The sequence below is a fragment of the Streptomyces sp. NPDC047982 genome (genome assembly GCF_043204165.1).
GTDB lineage: Bacteria > Actinomycetota > Actinomycetes > Streptomycetales > Streptomycetaceae > Streptomyces.
This window is the reverse complement of the sequence record NZ_JBIDBS010000015.1, coordinates 109,896-127,685: the sequence shown is the minus strand read 5'-3', so window position 1 is coordinate 127,685 and position 17,790 is coordinate 109,896. Positions and strand designations below refer to the sequence as shown.

The 17,790-nt window shown below is 70.4% G+C and carries 18 protein-coding genes, 1 tRNA gene and 1 pseudogene; 14 read left to right on the top strand and 6 right to left on the bottom strand.

Translation table 11 applies throughout. The annotated features are described in order from the left end of the window. Positions 1-47 precede the first annotated feature (47 nt). The 8 genes and pseudogenes from ACGF2V_RS19895 to ACGF2V_RS19860 all read left to right on the top strand — a co-directional run bounded on the left by ACGF2V_RS19895 (position 48) and on the right by ACGF2V_RS19860 (position 9,881). A complete protein-coding gene (locus tag ACGF2V_RS19895; RefSeq protein ID WP_360112854.1) occupies positions 48-608 on the top strand; it encodes a YqgE/AlgH family protein in 561 nt (186 codons plus the stop codon). Positions 609-638: 30 nt separating this feature from the next. Further along, positions 639-926: a DUF3039 domain-containing protein gene (locus ACGF2V_RS19890; protein ID WP_362620777.1), complete on the top strand. Its 288-nt coding sequence runs from the start codon at positions 639-641 to the stop codon at positions 924-926. A gap of 557 nt (positions 927-1,483) precedes the next feature. Next, a pseudogene (locus ACGF2V_RS19885) lies at positions 1,484-2,047 on the top strand (family 20 glycosylhydrolase); the annotation flags it as partial. Between the two features lie 509 nt (positions 2,048-2,556). Further along, the gene (locus ACGF2V_RS19880; protein ID WP_362707298.1) at positions 2,557-3,453 is read left to right on the top strand and encodes an FAD binding domain-containing protein; all 897 of its coding nucleotides are present in this window, start codon (positions 2,557-2,559) and stop codon (positions 3,451-3,453) included. After that, complete coding sequence (locus tag ACGF2V_RS19875; protein ID WP_362707301.1) at positions 3,450-6,053, top strand: 2Fe-2S iron-sulfur cluster-binding protein; 2,604 nt, start codon at positions 3,450-3,452, stop codon at positions 6,051-6,053. Before ACGF2V_RS19880 ends, ACGF2V_RS19875 begins: the two co-directional genes overlap by 4 nt. Then, positions 6,050-8,386 (top strand): molybdopterin cofactor-binding domain-containing protein, encoded by a 2,337-nt coding sequence (locus ACGF2V_RS19870; RefSeq protein WP_362707303.1) that lies wholly within the window; start codon positions 6,050-6,052, stop codon positions 8,384-8,386. Before ACGF2V_RS19875 ends, ACGF2V_RS19870 begins: the two co-directional genes overlap by 4 nt. A gap of 123 nt (positions 8,387-8,509) precedes the next feature. Continuing rightward, entirely contained in the window at positions 8,510-8,932 is a 423-nt protein-coding gene (locus tag ACGF2V_RS19865; RefSeq protein WP_362707306.1) for a hypothetical protein, read from the top strand. A 241-nt stretch (positions 8,933-9,173) separates the two neighbouring features. Next, positions 9,174-9,881 (top strand): hypothetical protein, encoded by a 708-nt coding sequence (locus tag ACGF2V_RS19860; protein ID WP_362707308.1) that lies wholly within the window; start codon positions 9,174-9,176, stop codon positions 9,879-9,881. Positions 9,882-10,087: 206 nt separating this feature from the next. On the opposite strand, the gene ACGF2V_RS19855 is transcribed toward ACGF2V_RS19860, so the two are convergent. Further along, positions 10,088-10,159, bottom strand: a tRNA-Cys gene (locus ACGF2V_RS19855). 207 nt (positions 10,160-10,366) lie between these two features. On the opposite strand from ACGF2V_RS19855, the gene ACGF2V_RS19850 reads away from it, so the two are divergent. From ACGF2V_RS19850 to ACGF2V_RS19835, 4 genes are all read left to right on the top strand, one after another. Further along, the gene (locus ACGF2V_RS19850) at positions 10,367-11,848 is read left to right on the top strand and encodes an MFS transporter (RefSeq protein ID WP_362707311.1); all 1,482 of its coding nucleotides are present in this window, start codon (positions 10,367-10,369) and stop codon (positions 11,846-11,848) included. 32 nt (positions 11,849-11,880) lie between these two features. Next, positions 11,881-12,078 carry an Arc family DNA-binding protein gene (locus ACGF2V_RS19845; RefSeq protein ID WP_362620763.1) on the top strand — a complete coding sequence of 66 codons (198 nt, stop codon included), beginning with the start codon at positions 11,881-11,883 and terminating at the stop codon, positions 12,076-12,078. After that, positions 12,078-12,446, top strand: a complete 369-nt coding sequence (locus tag ACGF2V_RS19840; protein ID WP_362620761.1) for a type II toxin-antitoxin system death-on-curing family toxin — start codon at positions 12,078-12,080, stop codon at positions 12,444-12,446. The genes ACGF2V_RS19845 and ACGF2V_RS19840 overlap by 1 nt, the downstream gene beginning before the upstream one ends. A 175-nt stretch (positions 12,447-12,621) precedes the next feature. Next, positions 12,622-14,403 carry a DEAD/DEAH box helicase gene (locus ACGF2V_RS19835; protein ID WP_362620759.1) on the top strand — a complete coding sequence of 594 codons (1,782 nt, stop codon included), beginning with the start codon at positions 12,622-12,624 and terminating at the stop codon, positions 14,401-14,403. Between the two features lie 64 nt (positions 14,404-14,467). On the opposite strand, the gene ACGF2V_RS19830 is transcribed toward ACGF2V_RS19835, so the two are convergent. Then, positions 14,468-15,103, bottom strand: a complete 636-nt coding sequence (locus ACGF2V_RS19830) for a hypothetical protein (protein WP_362707314.1) — start codon at positions 15,101-15,103, stop codon at positions 14,468-14,470. A gap of 74 nt (positions 15,104-15,177) precedes the next feature. Continuing rightward, on the bottom strand, positions 15,178-15,579 hold the full coding sequence (locus tag ACGF2V_RS19825) for a hypothetical protein (protein ID WP_362707316.1): 402 nt from the start codon (positions 15,577-15,579) through the stop codon (positions 15,178-15,180). Here ACGF2V_RS19825 and ACGF2V_RS19820 point away from each other — a divergent pair. Then, entirely contained in the window at positions 15,554-15,736 is a 183-nt protein-coding gene (locus ACGF2V_RS19820; RefSeq protein ID WP_362707319.1) for a hypothetical protein, read from the top strand. The two genes, ACGF2V_RS19825 and ACGF2V_RS19820, sit on opposite strands and share 26 nt — an antisense overlap. Before the next feature lie 68 nt (positions 15,737-15,804). Here ACGF2V_RS19820 and ACGF2V_RS19815 read toward each other — a convergent pair whose 3' ends face one another. Together ACGF2V_RS19815 and ACGF2V_RS19810 are read right to left on the bottom strand one after the other, a co-directional pair. Further along, the gene (locus tag ACGF2V_RS19815) at positions 15,805-16,473 is read right to left on the bottom strand and encodes a hypothetical protein (RefSeq protein ID WP_362620757.1); all 669 of its coding nucleotides are present in this window, start codon (positions 16,471-16,473) and stop codon (positions 15,805-15,807) included. Beyond that, positions 16,470-16,868 carry a hypothetical protein gene (locus ACGF2V_RS19810; RefSeq protein WP_362707321.1) on the bottom strand — a complete coding sequence of 133 codons (399 nt, stop codon included), beginning with the start codon at positions 16,866-16,868 and terminating at the stop codon, positions 16,470-16,472. Before ACGF2V_RS19810 ends, ACGF2V_RS19815 begins: the two co-directional genes overlap by 4 nt. Here ACGF2V_RS19810 and ACGF2V_RS19805 point away from each other — a divergent pair. Continuing rightward, positions 16,855-17,046 (top strand): hypothetical protein, encoded by a 192-nt coding sequence (locus ACGF2V_RS19805; protein WP_362707324.1) that lies wholly within the window; start codon positions 16,855-16,857, stop codon positions 17,044-17,046. The two genes, ACGF2V_RS19810 and ACGF2V_RS19805, sit on opposite strands and share 14 nt — an antisense overlap. A gap of 69 nt (positions 17,047-17,115) precedes the next feature. Here ACGF2V_RS19805 and ACGF2V_RS19800 read toward each other — a convergent pair whose 3' ends face one another. Then, positions 17,116-17,778, bottom strand: a complete 663-nt coding sequence (locus ACGF2V_RS19800; protein ID WP_362707326.1) for a hypothetical protein — start codon at positions 17,776-17,778, stop codon at positions 17,116-17,118. Positions 17,779-17,790 lie beyond the last annotated feature (12 nt).

Below are 17,790 nucleotides of genomic sequence, written 5' to 3'. Positions count from 1 at the left end.
GGCCCGGCGGGCCCCGCGGAGGGCCGAGATGCGGGATCATTTCTGCCATGACCGAGGTGTCCTCGCTCACAGGGCGACTGCTCGTGGCCACACCCGCGCTCGCGGATCCGAATTTCGACCGTGCCGTGGTGCTGCTCCTCGACCACGACGAGGAGGGCTCGCTCGGCGTGGTCCTGAACCGGCCGACCCCGGTGGGCGTCGGCGACATCCTCACGTCCTGGGCCGGACTGACCGGCGAACCGGGCGTCGTCTTCCAGGGCGGCCCGGTCTCGCTCGACTCCGCGCTCGGCGTGGCCGTCATCCCCGGCGACGAGGGACCGCTCGGCTGGCGCCGGGTGTACGGGGCGATCGGCCTGGTCGACCTGGAGGCGCCGCCGGAGCTGCTGGCCGCCGCCCTCGGCTCGCTACGGATCTTTGCCGGATACGCCGGCTGGGGCCCGGGGCAGCTGGAGAAGGAACTGACCGGCGGCGCCTGGTACGTCGTCGAGTCCGAGCCCGGAGACGTCTCCTCACCGCGCCCGGAGCACCTCTGGCGAGCGGTCCTGCGCCGCCAGCGCAGCGAATTGGCCATGATCGCCACGTATCCCGACGACCCTTCGCTGAACTGAAGTCCCGGGCTTTCAGTACCCTTGGCCTCTATGAGCACTCTTGAGCCCGAGCGCGGGGCAGGTACGGGCACCCTCGTAGAGCCGACGCCGCAGGTGTCGAACGGCGACGGCGACCACGAGCGCTTCGCCCATTACGTCCAGAAGGACAAGATCATGGCGAGTGCCCTGGAGGGCACCCCCGTGGTCGCACTGTGCGGCAAGGTCTGGGTACCGGGGCGCGACCCCAAGAAGTACCCGGTCTGCCCCCTGTGCAAGGAGATCTACGAGTCCATGGGCGCCGGTGGCGGCAAGGACAAGGGCGGCAAGGACAAGAAGTAGTCCGCAGACGGTAAGTGGTCCGCGTACGGTTTGAGCAGTCCGCGTACGGTTCGAGCGGTCCATGTACGGTTCGAGCGGTTTACGCATCGTTCGGAGTAGTTCGGAATTCTCCGGGGCCGTTCGAATATTCATCTGGACCGTCCGGAAACGTTCGGGCGCCAGAGCTTCGGGTCCCCGGGGCGCGCGTCGGCGCGTGTCCCGGGGGCCCTTTGCGTTGCGTTGAGACGCGGGGAAGCGGGCCCCGCGTCGCGCTGCCGACGCTCACCTGTCGCACGGTCCGCGTTCATCAGGTGATGTGCGCGCATTGCTCGATCCCATGAGCATGGCGTGGTCTGCGTGTGTTGTGTTGCACGGGCTGCGTCCCTGGGGCACGGAGTGGTTGAGACCACATGTCGGCACCGGAGGGGCGCACCTGCTCTCCTGCCAGTTGTGCAAGGCGAAACGCGCGTTGCGTATGGGTGATGACCGTTTCCGTGCCGGCCTTCTTCGTATGCGACCCCGTGCACGATCCGGCCGGGACTCGACCCCGCCCTGGAGCCCGAGGGCTACCGACTGGGCACTTCGATCCCTGGCTCGCCGCGCGCGGACGCCGTCTCATCGGATGGGACGAGATCCTCGAAGGGGGTCTCCCGGCGGGCGCCGTCGTCTCGTCCTGGCGCGGCTACGGAGGAGGGGGCACCTCCGTCGAGGCCGGCCACGACGTCGTGATGTGTCCGGAACAGCTCGTCTACCTGGAGCACCGTCAGGACGGCGGCCCCGACGAGCCGATACCCGTCGGATTCGTCCGCACCCTGGAGGACGTCCACCGCTTCGAACCCGCCCCCCCGGGCCTCTCCGAGGAGGCGGCCCGCCACGTCCTCGGCACCCAGGCCAACGTCTGCGCCCAGGCCAACGTCTGGACCGAGGTTATGCAGAGCCGGGCCCGTGTCGACTGCCAGGTCTTCCCGCGCCTCGCCGCGTTCGCCGAGGTCGCCTGCCCGCCTCCGCCGACCGGGACTTCGCCGCCTTCGAGCGGCGCATGGCCGCGCACTGTGCCCGACTCGACGCGCTGGGTGTCGACTACCGGCCACCGTCCGGGCGTGCTCGGACGCGCCTTGGAGGGACCGGCCCCGAACGTGTGATCCCGGCCGCGGGGTAACGGGGAGCGCGCAAGGCGTCGGCCCCGAGTCCGGTCCGCTGCCTCTTCGGCCCCTCCCGGCCCGGTCCTTCGCCCTGCCTCGGGCCGTCACGCCCGGTCCGAAGAAGCGCGGCAGCCGGAAGCGTTCCACGTCGTGCGCCCGCCCGCGGAGTGTTCCGCCCGGCGCGCACCCCGTACCGTGCGCGGGCAACACCCGGCCCCCGAGGGCGGGACGACTCGTACGGGAAGGACGGGGATACGGGACGACTCGTAGGGCAGGGGCGGCACATGGGGCGGCCCGTACGGGATTCGCCGAACAGTGGCAATTCCTCCGCCATGCCGAAGCGGAGCGAATCAGGATCATTCCCCCTGCTCATGGACGGATACGCCCTTCGTGGACCCTCGCGTCGGACCGGTCGGAAGATGTGCCAGAGTTGCCACGTCCAGGCTTCGAGCACGTACCGTACGGCGATACAAGCCGGACAGCCGGGACACCGGGAAGGGGCAGCTGGGTTGACCACGCACGCACCGCAGGCGACGCAGTCCGTGACGCTGCCGGCCTCGCTCGACGAGGCCGTGGCGGCACTCGGCGCCATGCCCGCCGCCGTTCCTGTGGCAGGCGGAACAGACCTGATGTCGGCCGTCAACCAGGGGCTGTTGCGTCCCTCGGGGCTGGTCGGCCTCGGCCGCATCAGCGAGTTGCGCGGCTGGCACTACCAGGACGGCCACGCCCTGCTCGGTGCGGGGCTCACCCACGCGCGCATGGGACGGCCGGACTTCGCCGCCCTCATCCCCGCCCTGGCCGCCGCCGCGCGCGCCGCGGGCCCGCCCCAGATCCGCAACGCCGGAACGCTCGGCGGCAACATCGCCTCCGCCGCGCCCACCGGCGACTCCCTCCCGGTCCTCGCCGCCCTGGAGGCCGACCTCGTCATCGCGGGCCCGAACGGCGTCCGCCGGGAGATCCCGGTCTCGCACCTGCTGGCCGGCCGCGACACGCTCGAACCGGCCGAGCTGATCGGCTTCGTCCGCGTACCGCTGCTGCACGCCCCCCAGGTCTTCCTGAAGGCCACCGGCCGCACGGGCCCCGGCCGTGCCACCGCTTCCGTCGCGATAGTCCTCGACCCGGCCCGGCGCGGGGTCCGTTGCGCCGTCGGCGCCATCGCGCCGATGCCGCTGCGCCCGCTGGAGGCCGAGCACTGGATCGCCTCACTGATCGACTGGGACGGTGCACGGGGCCTGGCGCCCGAGGCGCTGGCCGCCTTCGGCGAGTACGTCGCCGCCGCCTGCGTCCCCGACCAGGCACCGCCCGTCGAGGGGGGAGAAGCACCACCGCTGCCCCCCGCCGTACTGCATCTGCGGCGTACCGTCGCCGCACTGGCCCGGCGCGCGCTGGGGAGGGCACTGTCGTGAGCAACGAGGAACGCAACAAGCAGCACGAGCAGTACGAGCAGTACGGGCAGGGGGAGCAGCCCCGGCCGCCGTCGCAGCACGGGGGCTGGCAGCCGACGCCGCAGGGCGGCGAGTTCGACACCGATGCGACCGCCTTCGTCCACCTGTCGCCGGAGGACCTGGCGAACATCCCGCTGGCCGCGCCCGGCCACGGCTACGTACCGCCGATGATCGTGCCGTTGACCCCTGCGGCCGGGTTCGACCCCGCGACCACGCAGAACTGGGTCGCGCAGCCGCAGAGCCGCCAGGAGCAGGCCCCGGCCGCGGGTGCGCAGCAGCCCGCCCCGCCGACGGCGCCGGACGCGGTGCACTGGCCGGACCCGAACCAGCAGCAGGCGTCGTACGGATACGGATACCCGCAGCAGACGCAGTACGAGGAGACCCCGGCCGCGACGGGCCAGTGGAACTTCCACGAGGCCGCTGACGCCGAGTCCGCCGAGCACGGTGGGCATGCCGCGCACGGTGGCAACGTCGAGCCCAGTGAGTACACCGGTCACGTCGATCGCACTGGTCACACGGACCTGTCCGGCTATGACGGTTACACCGGATACGACGGATACGACGGGTACGGCGAGTCTGCCGGCCAGGGTGCACAAGCGGCCCCGGCGGGGCACGGCGACCCGGCAACTCACGCGGACCACAGCGCTCAAACCAACCACACTGGCTACACCGACCACACGCCTCACCACGCCGAGCACTCCGGTCAGATCGGTCAGCCCGGCCCCGGTGTTCAGTCCGGCCTCGGCAGCCACGCAGACCACAGAGGCCACACAGACCACAGCGGTCATAACGGCGGCTCCGGGCACACCGGTCAGTGGACGATTCCGGTCGCCGAGGGCGATCTTCCGGAGGAGTCGGGCGAGTTCGCCGCCTCGGCACTCGCCTCCCAGTGGTACGGGGACCGGACTCCGCCGGCCACGCTGCCTGGCGGCGCGCCCGCGCCGTGGGCGGCTCAGCACCCGGTGCCGGAGCCCGAGCCCGGACCTGCGCCCGTGTCCGAGGCCGAGGCCGAGACCCACGCCCCGCACCAGCCCGAACCCCGGACCGAGCCCCAGGTCGAACGCGAGCCCGTCGGCAGGCCCGCCACAGGGCCTGTGCACGCGCCCGAGCCCGTGCCTGCCCCCGGGCCCGGCGCAGTCGTCGAACCGGAACGGACACCGGAAAGCGTCGCCGCATCCGCGACGGAGCCGACCGAAGCACACCCCGAAGCAGCGCCCGTGGCGTACGAGGACCACTCCCGGATCCCCGAGGCCGCCCCGGAGACGCCCGCCGAGGACGGCCCCGGCCCCGGTCCTGTCACCGCGGACGCCCCCGTCCCCGATCCCGATCCCGTCCCCGTTCCCGATCCCGTCCCCGTTCCCGTTCCCGTCCCCGATCCCGTCCCCGTTCCCGGTCCCGCTTCCGGGGACGTACCCGTCCCCGAAGCGCACCTCGCGCAGCCCCCGGCCCCCGACGACAGCGCCGTGACCGAAGTCGTGACCGAAGTCGTGACCGAAGCCGGTGCGGTCGCCGGGCGCGTAGTGGAGGCCGCCCCTCCGCTGCCGGACACGGTGTCCAGCGCGCCCACCGACACGACGTCACCAGACACCACATCACCGGACGCGACGTCACCGAGCACGTCGCCGGACGACACCCCGCCGGCGATTTCGTCTCCGGACGTACTGCCCGCGGAGCCCCGGCCCGCCGAGGCGAACGCGTCGACCGGGGCGGACTCCGCCGAGCCGCACCCGCACCCCGCCGACGCCGGGCCCACCAACCCCCAGCCCGCCGACCCGGAGCCGACCGGCCCGCAGCCGTCCGAATCGCACTCTGTCGAATCGCGGCCCACGGCCACCCGATCCGCCGACTCCGAGCAGGCCGACCCCGGGCCCACCGGCTCGGAGCCCGCCGACTCCGGGCAGGTCGACTCCGATCCGGCCGACTCGGAACAGGCCGACCCGCAGCCCCTGGGCGTCCCCGACGAGCACCCCGCCGTCTCCTACGTCCTGCACGTGAACGGCGCCGACCGTCCCGTCACCGACGCCTGGATCGGCGAATCGCTGCTCTACGTACTCCGTGAGCGCCTCGGCCTCGCGGGCGCCAAGGACGGCTGCTCGCAGGGCGAGTGCGGCGCCTGCAACGTCCAGGTGGACGGGCGCCTGGTCGCGTCCTGTCTGGTCCCCGCGGCCACCACGGCCGGCAGCGAAGTCCGTACGGTCGAGGGCCTGGCCGTGGACGGCGAACCGTCCGACGTCCAGCGCGCCCTCGCCAAGTGCGGTGCGGTCCAGTGCGGTTTCTGCATCCCGGGCATCGCGATGACCATCCACGACCTGCTGGAGGGCAACCACGCCCCCAGCGAACTGGAGACGCGCCAGGCGCTCAGCGGCAATCTCTGCCGCTGCTCCGGCTACCGCGGCGTCCTCGACGCCGTGAGCGAGGTCATCGCGGGCCGCGAAGCGCACGCCGCCCCCGCTCCGCCGGACTCCCCGTCCCCGGAGTCCGACGAGCCCCACATCCCGCACCAGGCGGCCACCGGCGCCGCCGGTGCCCAGCCGCTCCCGCAGGACGGAGGCATGGCGTGAGCAACGACGCGGCCACCGCGGCCACCGCGACCAGCACACGGATCGCCACCCCGCAGGCCGAGGGGACCGACACCGAGCCGGCCGCGCTCGGCCTCGGCGTCTCCCTCATGCCCACCGACGCGCGCGCGAAGACCGAGGGCACCTTCCCGTACGCCGCCGACCTCTGGGCCGAGGGCCTGCTGTGGGCGGCCGTCCTCCGCTCCCCACACCCGCACGCCCGCATCCTGTCCATCGACACCTCGGGCGCCGCACGGATGCCGGGGGTACGGGCCGTCGTCACCCACGCGGACGTACCGGGGGAGGGCACGTACGGACGCAAGGTCGTCGACCGTCCGGTCTTCGCCTCCGACTTGGTGCGCCACCACGGCGAACCGATCGCCGCGGTCGCCGCCGACCACCCCGACACGGCCCGCCTCGCCGCCGCGGCCATCGCCGTCGAGTACGAGGTCCTCGACCCGGTCACCGACCCGGAGCAGGCGTTCGCCGCCGAACCGCTGCACCCCGACGGCAACCTGATCCGCCACATCCCGCTGTGCTACGGCGACCCGGAGGCCACCGGGGACGTCATCGTCGAGGGTCTGTACCGCATCGGCCGCCAGGACCCGGCTCCGATCGGCGCCGAGGCCGGACTGGCCGTGCCCCGCCCCGACGGCGGCGTGGAGATCTACACCGCCTCCACCGACCCGCACACCGACCGCGATCTCGCCGCCGCCTGCTTCGGCCTCGAACCGGACCGGGTGAAGATCGTCGTCACCGGCGTGCCCGGCGCGACCGGCGACCGGGAGGACCCCGGGTTCCAACTGCCCCTGGGCCTCCTCGCGTTGCGTACCGGCTGCCCGGTCAAACTGGCCGCCACCCGCGAGGAGTCCTTCCTCGGCCACGCCCACCGCCACCCCACCCTTCTGCGCTACCGCCACCACGCGGACACCGAGGGCCGGCTGGTGAAGGTCGAGGCGCAGATCCTGCTCGACGCGGGCGCGTACGCCGACGCCTCGTCCGAATCGCTGGCCGCGGCGGTCGCGTTCGCCTGCGGCCCGTACGTCGTACCGCACGCCTTCATCGAGGGCTGGGCGGTCCGCACGAACAACCCGCCGTCCGGACACGTGCGGGGCGAGGGCGCGATGCAGGTGTGCGCGGCGTATGAGGGCCAGATGGACAAGCTGGCCGCCAAGCTCGGCATCGACCCGGCCGAACTGCGCCTGCGCAACGCCCTGGCCACCGGCGACATCCTGCCCACCGGCCAGACGGTGACCTGCCCCGCCCCGGTGACCGAACTCCTCGAAGCCGTACGGGACTTCCCACTCCCCGCTCTCCCCAAGGACACCCCGGAGGCCGACTGGCTGCTCCCCGGCGGCCCGGAGGGCGCGGGCGAACCCGGCGCGGTGCGACGGGGCGTCGGCTACGCGCTCGGCATGGTCCACATGCTCGGCGCGGAGGGCGCCGACGAGGTCTCCACGGCCACGGTCAGGGTGCACGACGGCGTCGCCACGGTCATCTGCGCCGCAGTCGAGACGGGCCAGGGCTTCTCCACCCTGGCCCGCCAGGTGGTCCAGGAGACCCTGGGTGTCGAGGAGGTCCACGTCGCGCCCGTCGACACCGACCAGCCCCCGGCCGGCCCCGCCACGCACGGCCGCCACACCTGGGTCTCGGCCGGAGCGGTGGAACGCGCCGCCAAGATGGTCCGTACGCAGCTTCTCCAGCCGCTGGCCCACAAGTTCGGCATGTCCACGGAACTGCTGCAGATCAACGACGGCAAGATCACGTCCTACGACGGCGTGCTGTCGACGACGGTCACCGAGGCCATGGACGGCAAGGAACTCTGGGCCACCGCCCAGTGCCGCCCCCACCCGACCGAGCCCCTGGACGAGTCGGGCCAGGGCGACGCCTTCGTCGGCCTTGCCTTCTGCGCGATCCGCGCCGTGGTGGACGTCGACGTCGAAATCGGCTCCGTACGCGTGGTCGAGATGGCGGTTGCCCAGGACGTCGGCCGGATCCTCAACCCGTCCCAACTGGCCGCCCGCATCGAGGCGGGCGTCACCCAGGGCATCGGCGCGGCCCTCACCGAGAACCTCCGCACCACCCGCGGTGTGATCCGCCACCCCGACCTCACCGGCTACGCGCTCCCGACCGCCCTGGACGTGCCCGACATTCGCATCGTCAAAATCCTCGAAGAACGCGACGTGGTCGCCCCGTTCGGCGCCAAACCGGCCTCCGCGGTTCCCGTCGTGACCTCTCCCGCCGCCGTCGCCGCAGCGGTGAGGGCCGCCACCGGCCGCCCCGTCAACCGCCTCCCGGTCAGGCCCCAGTCGGCGGTGGCGTCCCCCAACTCCTGATCCCCGCACCGTTGACGTGATCCGGGTTGCAGATGCAACCCGGAGGTGCACACTGTCATGGGGGTTGACTAAGGTGAACATCTGAGCAGTGATCGGCTGTTGCCAAACGGGGGAGGGGACGCTGTGGGAGAGAGCGGGCCGGAAGTCGAGTCTTCGCCATTGTCATCGGCCGTCATGAGCGGCCGGTCGGTGGCCGGCAGTCCCCGCTGTGCGCTCACCGTCGACGGGCGGCCCGCGCTGTCCGTGCTGGGGGACGTGCTGGACGCCGACGCCGACCCCTTCGCGAAAGCGGACTGGTATCTCAGATTGGGCAAGGACGCGGGGGGCAAGGACGGGGCGCGTTACCGGGGTGAGCGCGTCCTGGACCGCTTTGCGCTTTCGGTGACGCAGTGCACGGGGAAGCAGGCCGCGCGGAAGTATGCCGTACTCGTCGAACTCGCCGAGACCGATCCGGTGCCCGAGAACGTCGCCGATCGTCACAAGGCGCTGAAGGAATTCCTCGACGGATACGTGCCAGCCGCAGTCAAGAAGCAGGGGTGTGTCTGAGAGCCCAATACCGTTGCGTCAGCGTCCGGGCTATGGCTCGGGCGGTGCTCGTAGCGGTGGTTGAGCCTGCGGTACCCGGTCGGCCTGCACAAGCCTCGAGCCACGGGGCTTGAGGCGCAGGCAGTCAGGCATGGGGTGCTCGGCGCCTGCGCCCCCTGGTGCCGATGCCTGGCCGACGCTGGTCTGACGCCCTGTGAGAGGGTGTGCGAGCCCATCGCCGCCGTCCCCGAAAGGAAATTTCGTGCTCGCACGGCCTGTCAAGCCGGTCCTCCGCAGCCTTGCCGCGGTGGTGATGCTCGCCAGTGCCGTGGTGGGCTGCGGCAAGGGATCCGATTCCGCGTCCGGCGGCTCGAAGTCGTCGGCTTCAGCGCGCATCGACGCGGTCAACAAGACCATGCGCGAGACGTCGTTCACTGCCACGGGCACGACCACCGCCTTCGTGGGTGCGACCCAGAAGACGTTCTGGGACCCGAAACAGGGATATCGCATGGAGGTCGGTGGCACGCCGGAGACGGAGGGGGGACGCATGTACTGCAAGGACGGTACGAGTTACACCAGCACACGCCTCTTCGCCGCGATGCTGGCACAGAAGGGCCAGCAGATCACCGTTCCGGATCGCCTCGCTGACAGGTACATCAGCAGTGACACCGGCCAGGACTGCTCCTTCTACTTCGCCATCTCCTCGGAGGGGCAGTTCGCTCCGGACAAGGATGCGACTGTCGACGGCAAGAAGGCGCTGGCCGTCCAGGTGTCGGCGGGTCTCGGGGAGGATGTCTATTTCGTCAGTGCCGAATCCCCTGACTATCTGCTGAAGCAGGAGGCGGCGCGGGACGGGAGGGTCAGCAGCACCATGTACACGGACTTCGGGGCGAAGATGACCATATCCATGCCGCCGGACGGGCAGACGATGACGATGGACGAGTTCCGCAGCGCCATCGGCGTCGGCTGAGAGCGAGGGGGCGGGCAGGTCCGACGATGTGTTGGGCGCGCGACCTTGCGTTTTGTACGTAGCCGCTCATGCGTCGGGGCCGAGTGGATTCATGCCGGGTTGATCGGAAATGGTGCACACCAATGCATGCATTTGCATGCCTTCCCGCGCGCAAAATCGGGGTCGCACGCGCATCGGACGGGGCGTCCGCGGGTTCCCCCGCTCGGACGCCGTGACCGGATTCGAACCGGTGTAACTCGAGTTGCAGTCCAGCCCCTGAACCACTCGGGCACACGGCCGTGTGTTTCTCGTCGTGGTTCGACCGTAGGGGCGGCGGGACGGGGCGGCTCAAGGGGGCGGGCCGGGATGCCATACGACCGCCACCGGGCGCAACACGACCGCCATGTGGTGTGGGGAACGGCGTTCCGGTCCTACGACCAACGGCCGAGCGAGGGACCGCCTCTCGACAGGCCCCACCAGGGGGTACGCCCCTTACTCTTGGGCGCATGAGTGCCCTGGAACCCCGAGACGCCGAGACCGGCACCGCCGACGGCGCGCCCATACCGCCCCTGCCCGCCGCAGTGATCGACGAGACCGGCGGGGTGCTCGGGCGGTCGTACCGGGCGCTCAGTGTCGGCATCGTCTCCGTCGTGTTCCTGATCGCCTTCGAGGCGACCGCCGTGGGGACCGCGATGCCGGTGGCCGCGCGGGAGCTGAACGGCATCCCGCTGTACGCGTTCGCGTTCTCCGCGTACTTCACGACCAGCCTGTTCGCGATGGTGCTGTCCGGGCAGTGGGCGGACCGACGGGGGCCGCTGGGGCCGCTCGCCGCCGGGATCAGTGCCTTCGGGGTGGGGCTGCTGCTGTCCGGGACCGCCGGGACCATGTGGCTGTTCGTCGCGGGGCGCGCCGTGCAGGGGCTCGGCGGCGGGCTGGTGATCGTAGCGTTGTACGTGGTGATCAGCCGGGCCTATCCGGAGCGGCTGCGGCCGTCGATCATGGCGGCGTTCGCGGCGAGCTGGGTGATCCCGTCCGTCGTCGGGCCGCTCGCCTCCGGCACGGTGACGGAGCACCTGGGGTGGCGGTGGGTCTTCATCGGCATCCCCGTACTGGTGGTCTTCCCGCTGGCGCTCGCGCTGCCCGCGATCCGGCGCCGGGCCTCGGGGCCGCCCGACCCCTCGGCGGGCGCCGAACCGTACGACCGGCGCCGCATCCTGCTCGCGCTCGGCATCTCGCTGGGTGCCGGGCTGCTCCAGTACGCCGGGCAGCAGCGGAACTGGTTCGCGCTGCTGCCGGCCGCCGCGGGCTTCGCCCTGCTCGTGCCCGCCGTGCGCGGGCTGCTGCCGCCGGGGACCGGCCGGGCGGCGCGCGGGTTGCCGTCGGTGGTGCTGCTGCGCGGGGTGGCGGCCGGTTCGTTCATCGCCGCCGAGTCGTTCGTACCGCTGATGCTGGTGACCCAGCGCGGGCTGAGTCCCACGATGGCCGGGCTCTCGCTCGCGGCCGGGGGCGGGACCTGGGCGCTCGGTTCGTACGTGCAGTCCCGGCCGCGCCTGGAGCCGTACCGGGAGCGGCTGATGGTGGGCGGCATGGTGCTGGTCGCCGCCGCGATCGCCGCCGCGCCGTCGGTGCTGATCGACACCGTTCCGGTCTGGACCGTGGCCGTCGCCTGGGCCTTCGGCTGCTTCGGCATGGGCATGGTGATCGCGTCGACGAGCGTGCTGCTGCTGAAGCTGTCGGCGCCTGAGGAGGCCGGCGCGAACTCCGCCGCTCTCCAGATCTCCGACGGGTTGTCGAACGTCCTGCTGCTCGCCGCGGGCGGGGCCGCCTTCGCGTCGCTCGGCGGCGGGACGGTGGGGGCCGTGCACGAGGCGGTGGAGGCGGGCGGCTCCGGCTCGCACCCGGGGGCGTTCGCGGCGGTCTTCCTGCCGATGGCGGGGGTGGCGCTGGTGGGGGCGTGGGTGGCGGCGCGAGTGCGGGCGAAGCCATAGTGTCGCGTGGTACCACGCGGTACCATCCGTGCATGGCTGGTCTCAATCTGCGGTTCACCGAGGAAGAGCTGAACGCACTGCGCGAGCGCGCGGAGGCGGAGGGGCGAAGCATGCAGTCGTTCGCCCATGACGCGGTGATCACCGCCATAAACGAACACGCACGCCTTTTCAACGAGGCGGCGGACCACGTGCTGAAGGTGAGTGAGGAGCTCAACCGGAGGCTCGCCTGATGAAGTACTTGACGCTTCCCGAACTGCTTGGTCTCGCCGAGCGGCTCGGGGCAGCCGAGGTGCGTGACTACGGGCTGCTCGACTCGGCACTGGCGCGCCCGCAGTCGAGCGTGTTCGGTCAGGATGCCTATCCGGATGTCTGGCAGAAGGCCGCGGCCCTCATGGAGTCCCTGGCGCGAAACCACGCTCTCGTCGATGGCAACAAGCGCATCGCCTGGTACGCGACCTGGGTCTTTCTGCACCTCAACGGGCATCGGCTGAGCGCGGACTTCGATGTCGACGAGGCAGAGAAGTTCGTACTGGACGTGTGTCAGGGCGTCCTCGACATGCCCAGGATCGCGGAACGGCTCCCGGGTTTCGCCGCGTAGGCCGCCGCGTGGCACCGGTCTGTGAAGAGAGTCTCGACCGGGCCGGACCACCGCTCGTGCGTACGGGATCCGGCCCCGCCCACCGGTAGGGTGGCCCGGTTGTCGTATCGCCTGCGGGTCCGTCCCGGCCCGTACGGACAGCACCCACGTACCCGAGAGACCCGAACCGGAGACCGTGACTACTACCGCCTCCCACCACCTCTCACCCGCCTTTCCCGGCCGCGCCCCCTGGGGCACGGCCGGGAAGCTGCGAGCCTGGCAGCAGGGCGCCATGGAGAAGTACATCCAGGAACAGCCGCGCGACTTCCTCGCGGTCGCCACCCCCGGCGCGGGGAAGACCACCTTCGCGCTGACCCTCGCGTCATGGCTGCTGCACCACCACGTCGTGCAGCAGGTCACCGTCGTCGCGCCGACCGAGCACCTGAAGAAGCAGTGGGCCGAGGCAGCGGGCCGGGTGGGCATCAAGCTCGACCCGGACTACAGCGCGGGCCCGCTGAGCAAGGAGTACGACGGGGTCGCGGTCACCTACGCGGGTGTCGGCGTCCGCCCCATGCTGCACCGCAACCGCTGCGAGCAGCGCAAGACCCTCGTGATCCTCGACGAGATCCACCACGCCGGTGACTCGAAGTCCTGGGGCGAGGCATGCCTGGAGGCGTTCGACCCGGCGACGCGGCGGCTCGCGCTCACCGGTACGCCGTTCCGGTCCGACACCAACCCGATCCCCTTCGTCGAGTACGAGGAGGGCAACGACGGCATCCGGCGCTCCTCGGCCGACTACACGTACGGCTACGGCAACGCGCTCGCCGACGGGGTCGTCCGGCCGGTGATCTTCCTCAGTTACAGCGGCAACATGCGCTGGCGCACCAAGGCCGGTGACGAGATCGCCGCCCGGCTGGGCGAGCCGATGACCAAGGACGCCATCGGGCAGGCGTGGCGCACCGCCCTCTCGCCCACCGGCGACTGGATCCCCAATGTGCTGGCCGCCGCCGACAAGCGGCTGACCGAGGTGCGCAAGGGCATCCCGGACGCGGGCGGGCTGGTCATCGCCACCGACCAGGACTCGGCGCGCGAGTACGCCAAGCTCCTGAAGAAGGTCACGGGCGAGACGCCCACCGTGGTCCTGTCCGACGAGAAGGCCGCGTCGAAGAAGATCGACCAGTTCAGCGCGGACGGCTCGCGCTGGATGGTCGCGGTCCGCATGGTGTCGGAGGGCGTCGACGTGCCGCGCCTGGCCGTGGGCGTGTACGCCACCACCATCTCCACGCCGCTCTTCTTCGCCCAGGCCGTCGGGCGTTTCGTGCGTTCGCGCAGGCGCGGCGAGACCGCCTCGGTCTTCCTGCCGACCATTCCGATGCTGCTCGACTTCGCGAACGAGATGGAGGTCGAACGCGACCACGTCCTCGACAAGCCCAAGAAGGGCAGTGACGAGGAGAACCCGTTCGCGGAGGAGGACAAGCTCCTCGCCGACGCCGAGCGGGCGGAGGACGAGGAGACCGAGGACCAGCTGCCCTTCGAGGCCCTCGAATCGGACGCGGTCTTCGACCGGGTGCTCTACGACGGTGCCGAGTTCGGGATGCAGGCGCACCCCGGCAGCGAGGAGGAGCAGGACTACCTGGGGATCCCGGGGCTGCTGGAACCGGACCAGGTGCAGTTGCTGCTCCAGAAGCGGCAGTCCCGGCAGATCGCGCACAGCCGACAGAGGCCGGCCGCGGAGGCGGATCTGCTGGAGAAGCCGGCCGAGGCGCGGCCGGTGGTCACGCACAAGCAGTTGCTGGGGCTGCGCAAGCAGCTCAACACGATGGTGTCGGCGTACACGCACCAGAGCGGCAAGCCGCACGGGGTGATCCACACCGAGCTGCGGCGGGTGTGCGGTGGGCCGCCGAGTGCGGAGGCCACGGCCGGGCAGATCCAGCAGCGGATCAAGAAGGTCCAGGAGTGGGCCACCCGGATGAGGTGAGCCGACGCCTATGGCCCCCGGTGCGGGGGCGGAGCGATCCGCCTGTGCACCGGGGGCCGGGCTGTCAGCCGATGGCGGCCAGGGCGTCGGGTACCTTCGCCGGCAGCTTCGCCTGGTCGGCGCAGCCGAGTTCCTTGGCCAGGGCGCGGGACACGGCATTGAGCACGGTCATGCGTCCCTTTCCGTCGGGATTCACCTGGCCCCGTCCGGAATACATTTCCGCCCTCACATAGGGTGTCTTTCCGTCGGGCCCCTCCGTGGGGCATGCGAAGTAGAGCGAGGTGCCGTTCTCGCCCTGCGCGGACGCGAACAGGCCGAGCGGGAAGAACATTTCACCCGAATCGCCCGCCTTAGCCTGTTTGGCGAAGTCGGGATGGTCTTTCCGTGCCTGGAAGTTGATGTCAAGAAGCGGGAAATCGTTCTTGCCGTCGGCTTTGTAGATAACGCAGGCGTTCTTCTCGGTCCGCATTTCGTGAACAGTCTTCGCTGCAAGTTCCAACGAGAATTTATACGGTGTCCCGGACGGTTTGGTCCCCTGGAGTTCGGTGAAGCGGTTTGTGCCACCGAGTCTCTTTAGCGCGGTCGCAGCCGCCTTGTCCAGCGTACCGTCGCAGACCTGGGAGGCCGAGAGCACCTCAGGCTTCCCGTCCTCACCGCGGTCGTTGCTGCATGCGGTCACCCCAATGATGACGAGAGTCACGAATGCAGCCGAGCACGTTGTTGCCTTCATGGGCGCTCCGATATGTGCGTAGCTGACTTTTGCCGCGCCGCTAGTCAGTCCTTGTACGGGGCACGCCCCCGAAAATCGTTCTGATTCGAACCGGTGTTGATGTAGCTGCTCTCGATGTCCCTTGCCCATTCTGAATCTTCGCTGTTTTCCCACTTGGGATTCTTTTCGCCGTAGGTGGTGTAGATCGCGCCGAGTTCTTCGGCGCCCTTTTGGTAGAACTTCTGACTGGTCATCTGCGACTTCTCCGTGGCGTCCTGCTCGGATTTGTCGATGCTCTTGTCGACCTCGTGGCCGATGAATGTATTCACCATGTCACCGACCTTGTCCGCCGCCACGGGGGCGACCACCAGGGCCGCGGCGGTGGAGCCGGGCAGCGGGATCGCCGCGATTCCGCCTCCCACCACCACGCCGGCGCCCAGTTTGACCCAGGTCTCCGACGCGATCACCGCCGTCCAGGCCGACGAGGGCAACGACCCGGCGACCGTGCGGACCGCCCCGTTCGCCGTCACCACGGACGGCGGCGGGGGCGGCAGCGCCGACCAGAGACTGACGACCTCGGTCCGGGCCGGAACCCTCTCCATGGTCCAGGACGGGGACGTCTGAGGTGAGCCAGCACCTATGGCCCCCGGTGCGGGGGCGGAGCGATCCGCCTGTGCACCGGGGCCGGGCTGTCAGTCGGTGGCCAGGGCGTCGGGTACCTTCGCCGGCAGCTTCGCCTGGGCGGCGCAGCCCAGTTCGTCGGCCAGGGCGCGGGACACACCGTTGAGGATGGTCATCTGGTCCTTCTCCTTACTGTCGGGCGCGATCTGCCCCCTCGTCACCGTGAGGTTCGCCCTCACATAGGGCGTGCTTTCCCCTCCTCCCTTCGTGGAGCACGAGAAGACCAGAGTGGCGCCGCCGTCCTCGTGCGTGACCGCGAATTCCCCGAGCGGGTAGACGACCAGGTCGTCCGCGCCTTCCGCGGCCACCTTTTTCGGATCCGAGTGGCTCGCCCTCGCCTCGAAGTCGATGCGGAGCACGGGGAAGTCGCTGCCGTTGTCGGCCTTGTACGGCTGGCACTGGTTCCGGTCACTCAGATCGTCATGCAGACGCTTCGCGGCGAGCGGCAGGGAGAACGCATTCGGATCCCCGATCTCATTGGTGCCGTCGAGTTCCGTGAAGCGGTCTGTCGTGCTGACGCGCTTCAGGGCGGCCGCGCCCGAGAGCCCCAGGGATCCGTCGCAGACCTGGGATGCGGAAAGTACCTCCGGCTGTTCGGTCCCGGTCTCGTCGTCGCTGCACGCAGTGGCCCCGGTGGCAACGATAACCGCGCACGCGGCCCAGCGAAGTGTCGCCTTCATGACTTCCTGCCTCTCACATGTCCGGCGGGGAAGGCCCCATCGTCCTTCACGGAGTCTCCGACACCCGACAGGCTGTAGTCGATGTCGTCGATGTACGCGGCGCCCATCTTCCCCAGGCTGTCAGCCAGTTGTGACTGCTCGTGCAGCATTTTGGGGCCGTCCTCGCTCCCGTACAGGAACGCCACCTGCTCCATGACGCCTGCCGTCGCAGCCGTCCAGTGGTCTCTGCTGCCGGGGACCGCCGGGTCCTTGTCGGACATCGGGTCGGCGTCGTACGCGTATCCGGTGGTGGCCGCTTCCAGAGCGTGACCGAGCGAGTCATGGCCGGCGATGACCTTGTTGTCGCCCTCGAAGGTGGCGTCCGGGAGCCAGATGCGGTCCTTGGTCAGGTACACCGTGGTCTCCGACGCGATCACCGCCGTCCAGGCCGACGAGGGCAACGACCCGGCGACCGTGCGGACCGCCCCGTTCGCCGTCACCACGGACGGCGGCGGGGGCGGCAGCGCCGACCAGAGACTGACCACCTCGGTCCGGGCCGGAACCCTGTCCATGGTCCAGGACGGGGACGTCTGAGGTGAGCCGGCGCCTATGGCCCCCGGTGCGGGGGCGGAGCGATCCGCCTGTGCACCGGGGGCCGGGCTGTCAGTCGGTGGCCAGGGCGTCGGGTACCTTCGCCGGCAGCTTCGCCTGGGCGGCGCAGCCCAGTTCCTTAGCCAGGCTTCGGGACACGGCGTTGAGGATCGTCATCCGGTCCTTGCCGGTGCTGTCGGCGTTCATCTGCGCCTTCGAGGAGTACATTTCTGCCTTTACATACGGCGTGTTCCCCTCGGGCCCCTCAGTGGGGCAAGAGAAATACAGGTACGCGCCGTTGTCCGCTGCTGTATATGCGAACAGGCCGAGGGGGAAGACGGTCTCGTCCCTTTCCATGTTCTTAGCAGCCTTGTCCGGGTCCGGGTGCTTCGCCACCGGCTCGAAGTCGATCGTCATCAACGGATACCCGCTGTCATTGCCGACCTTGTACAGGCTGCACTCGCTCCGCCGGCCCCGTTCCTCATGGAGACGCTTCGCGGCCAATTTCACGGAAAACTTGTTTGGGTCCCCTATGTCATTGGTGCCGGTGAGTTCAGTGAACCGGTCAGTTTCGCCGATCCGTTCGAGTGTGGTCGCTGCCGATGCAGTCAGCGTTCCGTCGCAGACCTGGGACGCGGAGAGTCCGTCCGGCTCCTTGTCGCTCCCGTCGCTGCACCCGGTGGCCGCGGCCAGCACCAGAGCTCCGGACATGGCCCAGCGCAGTGCTTTCCTCACTGATTTTCCGCC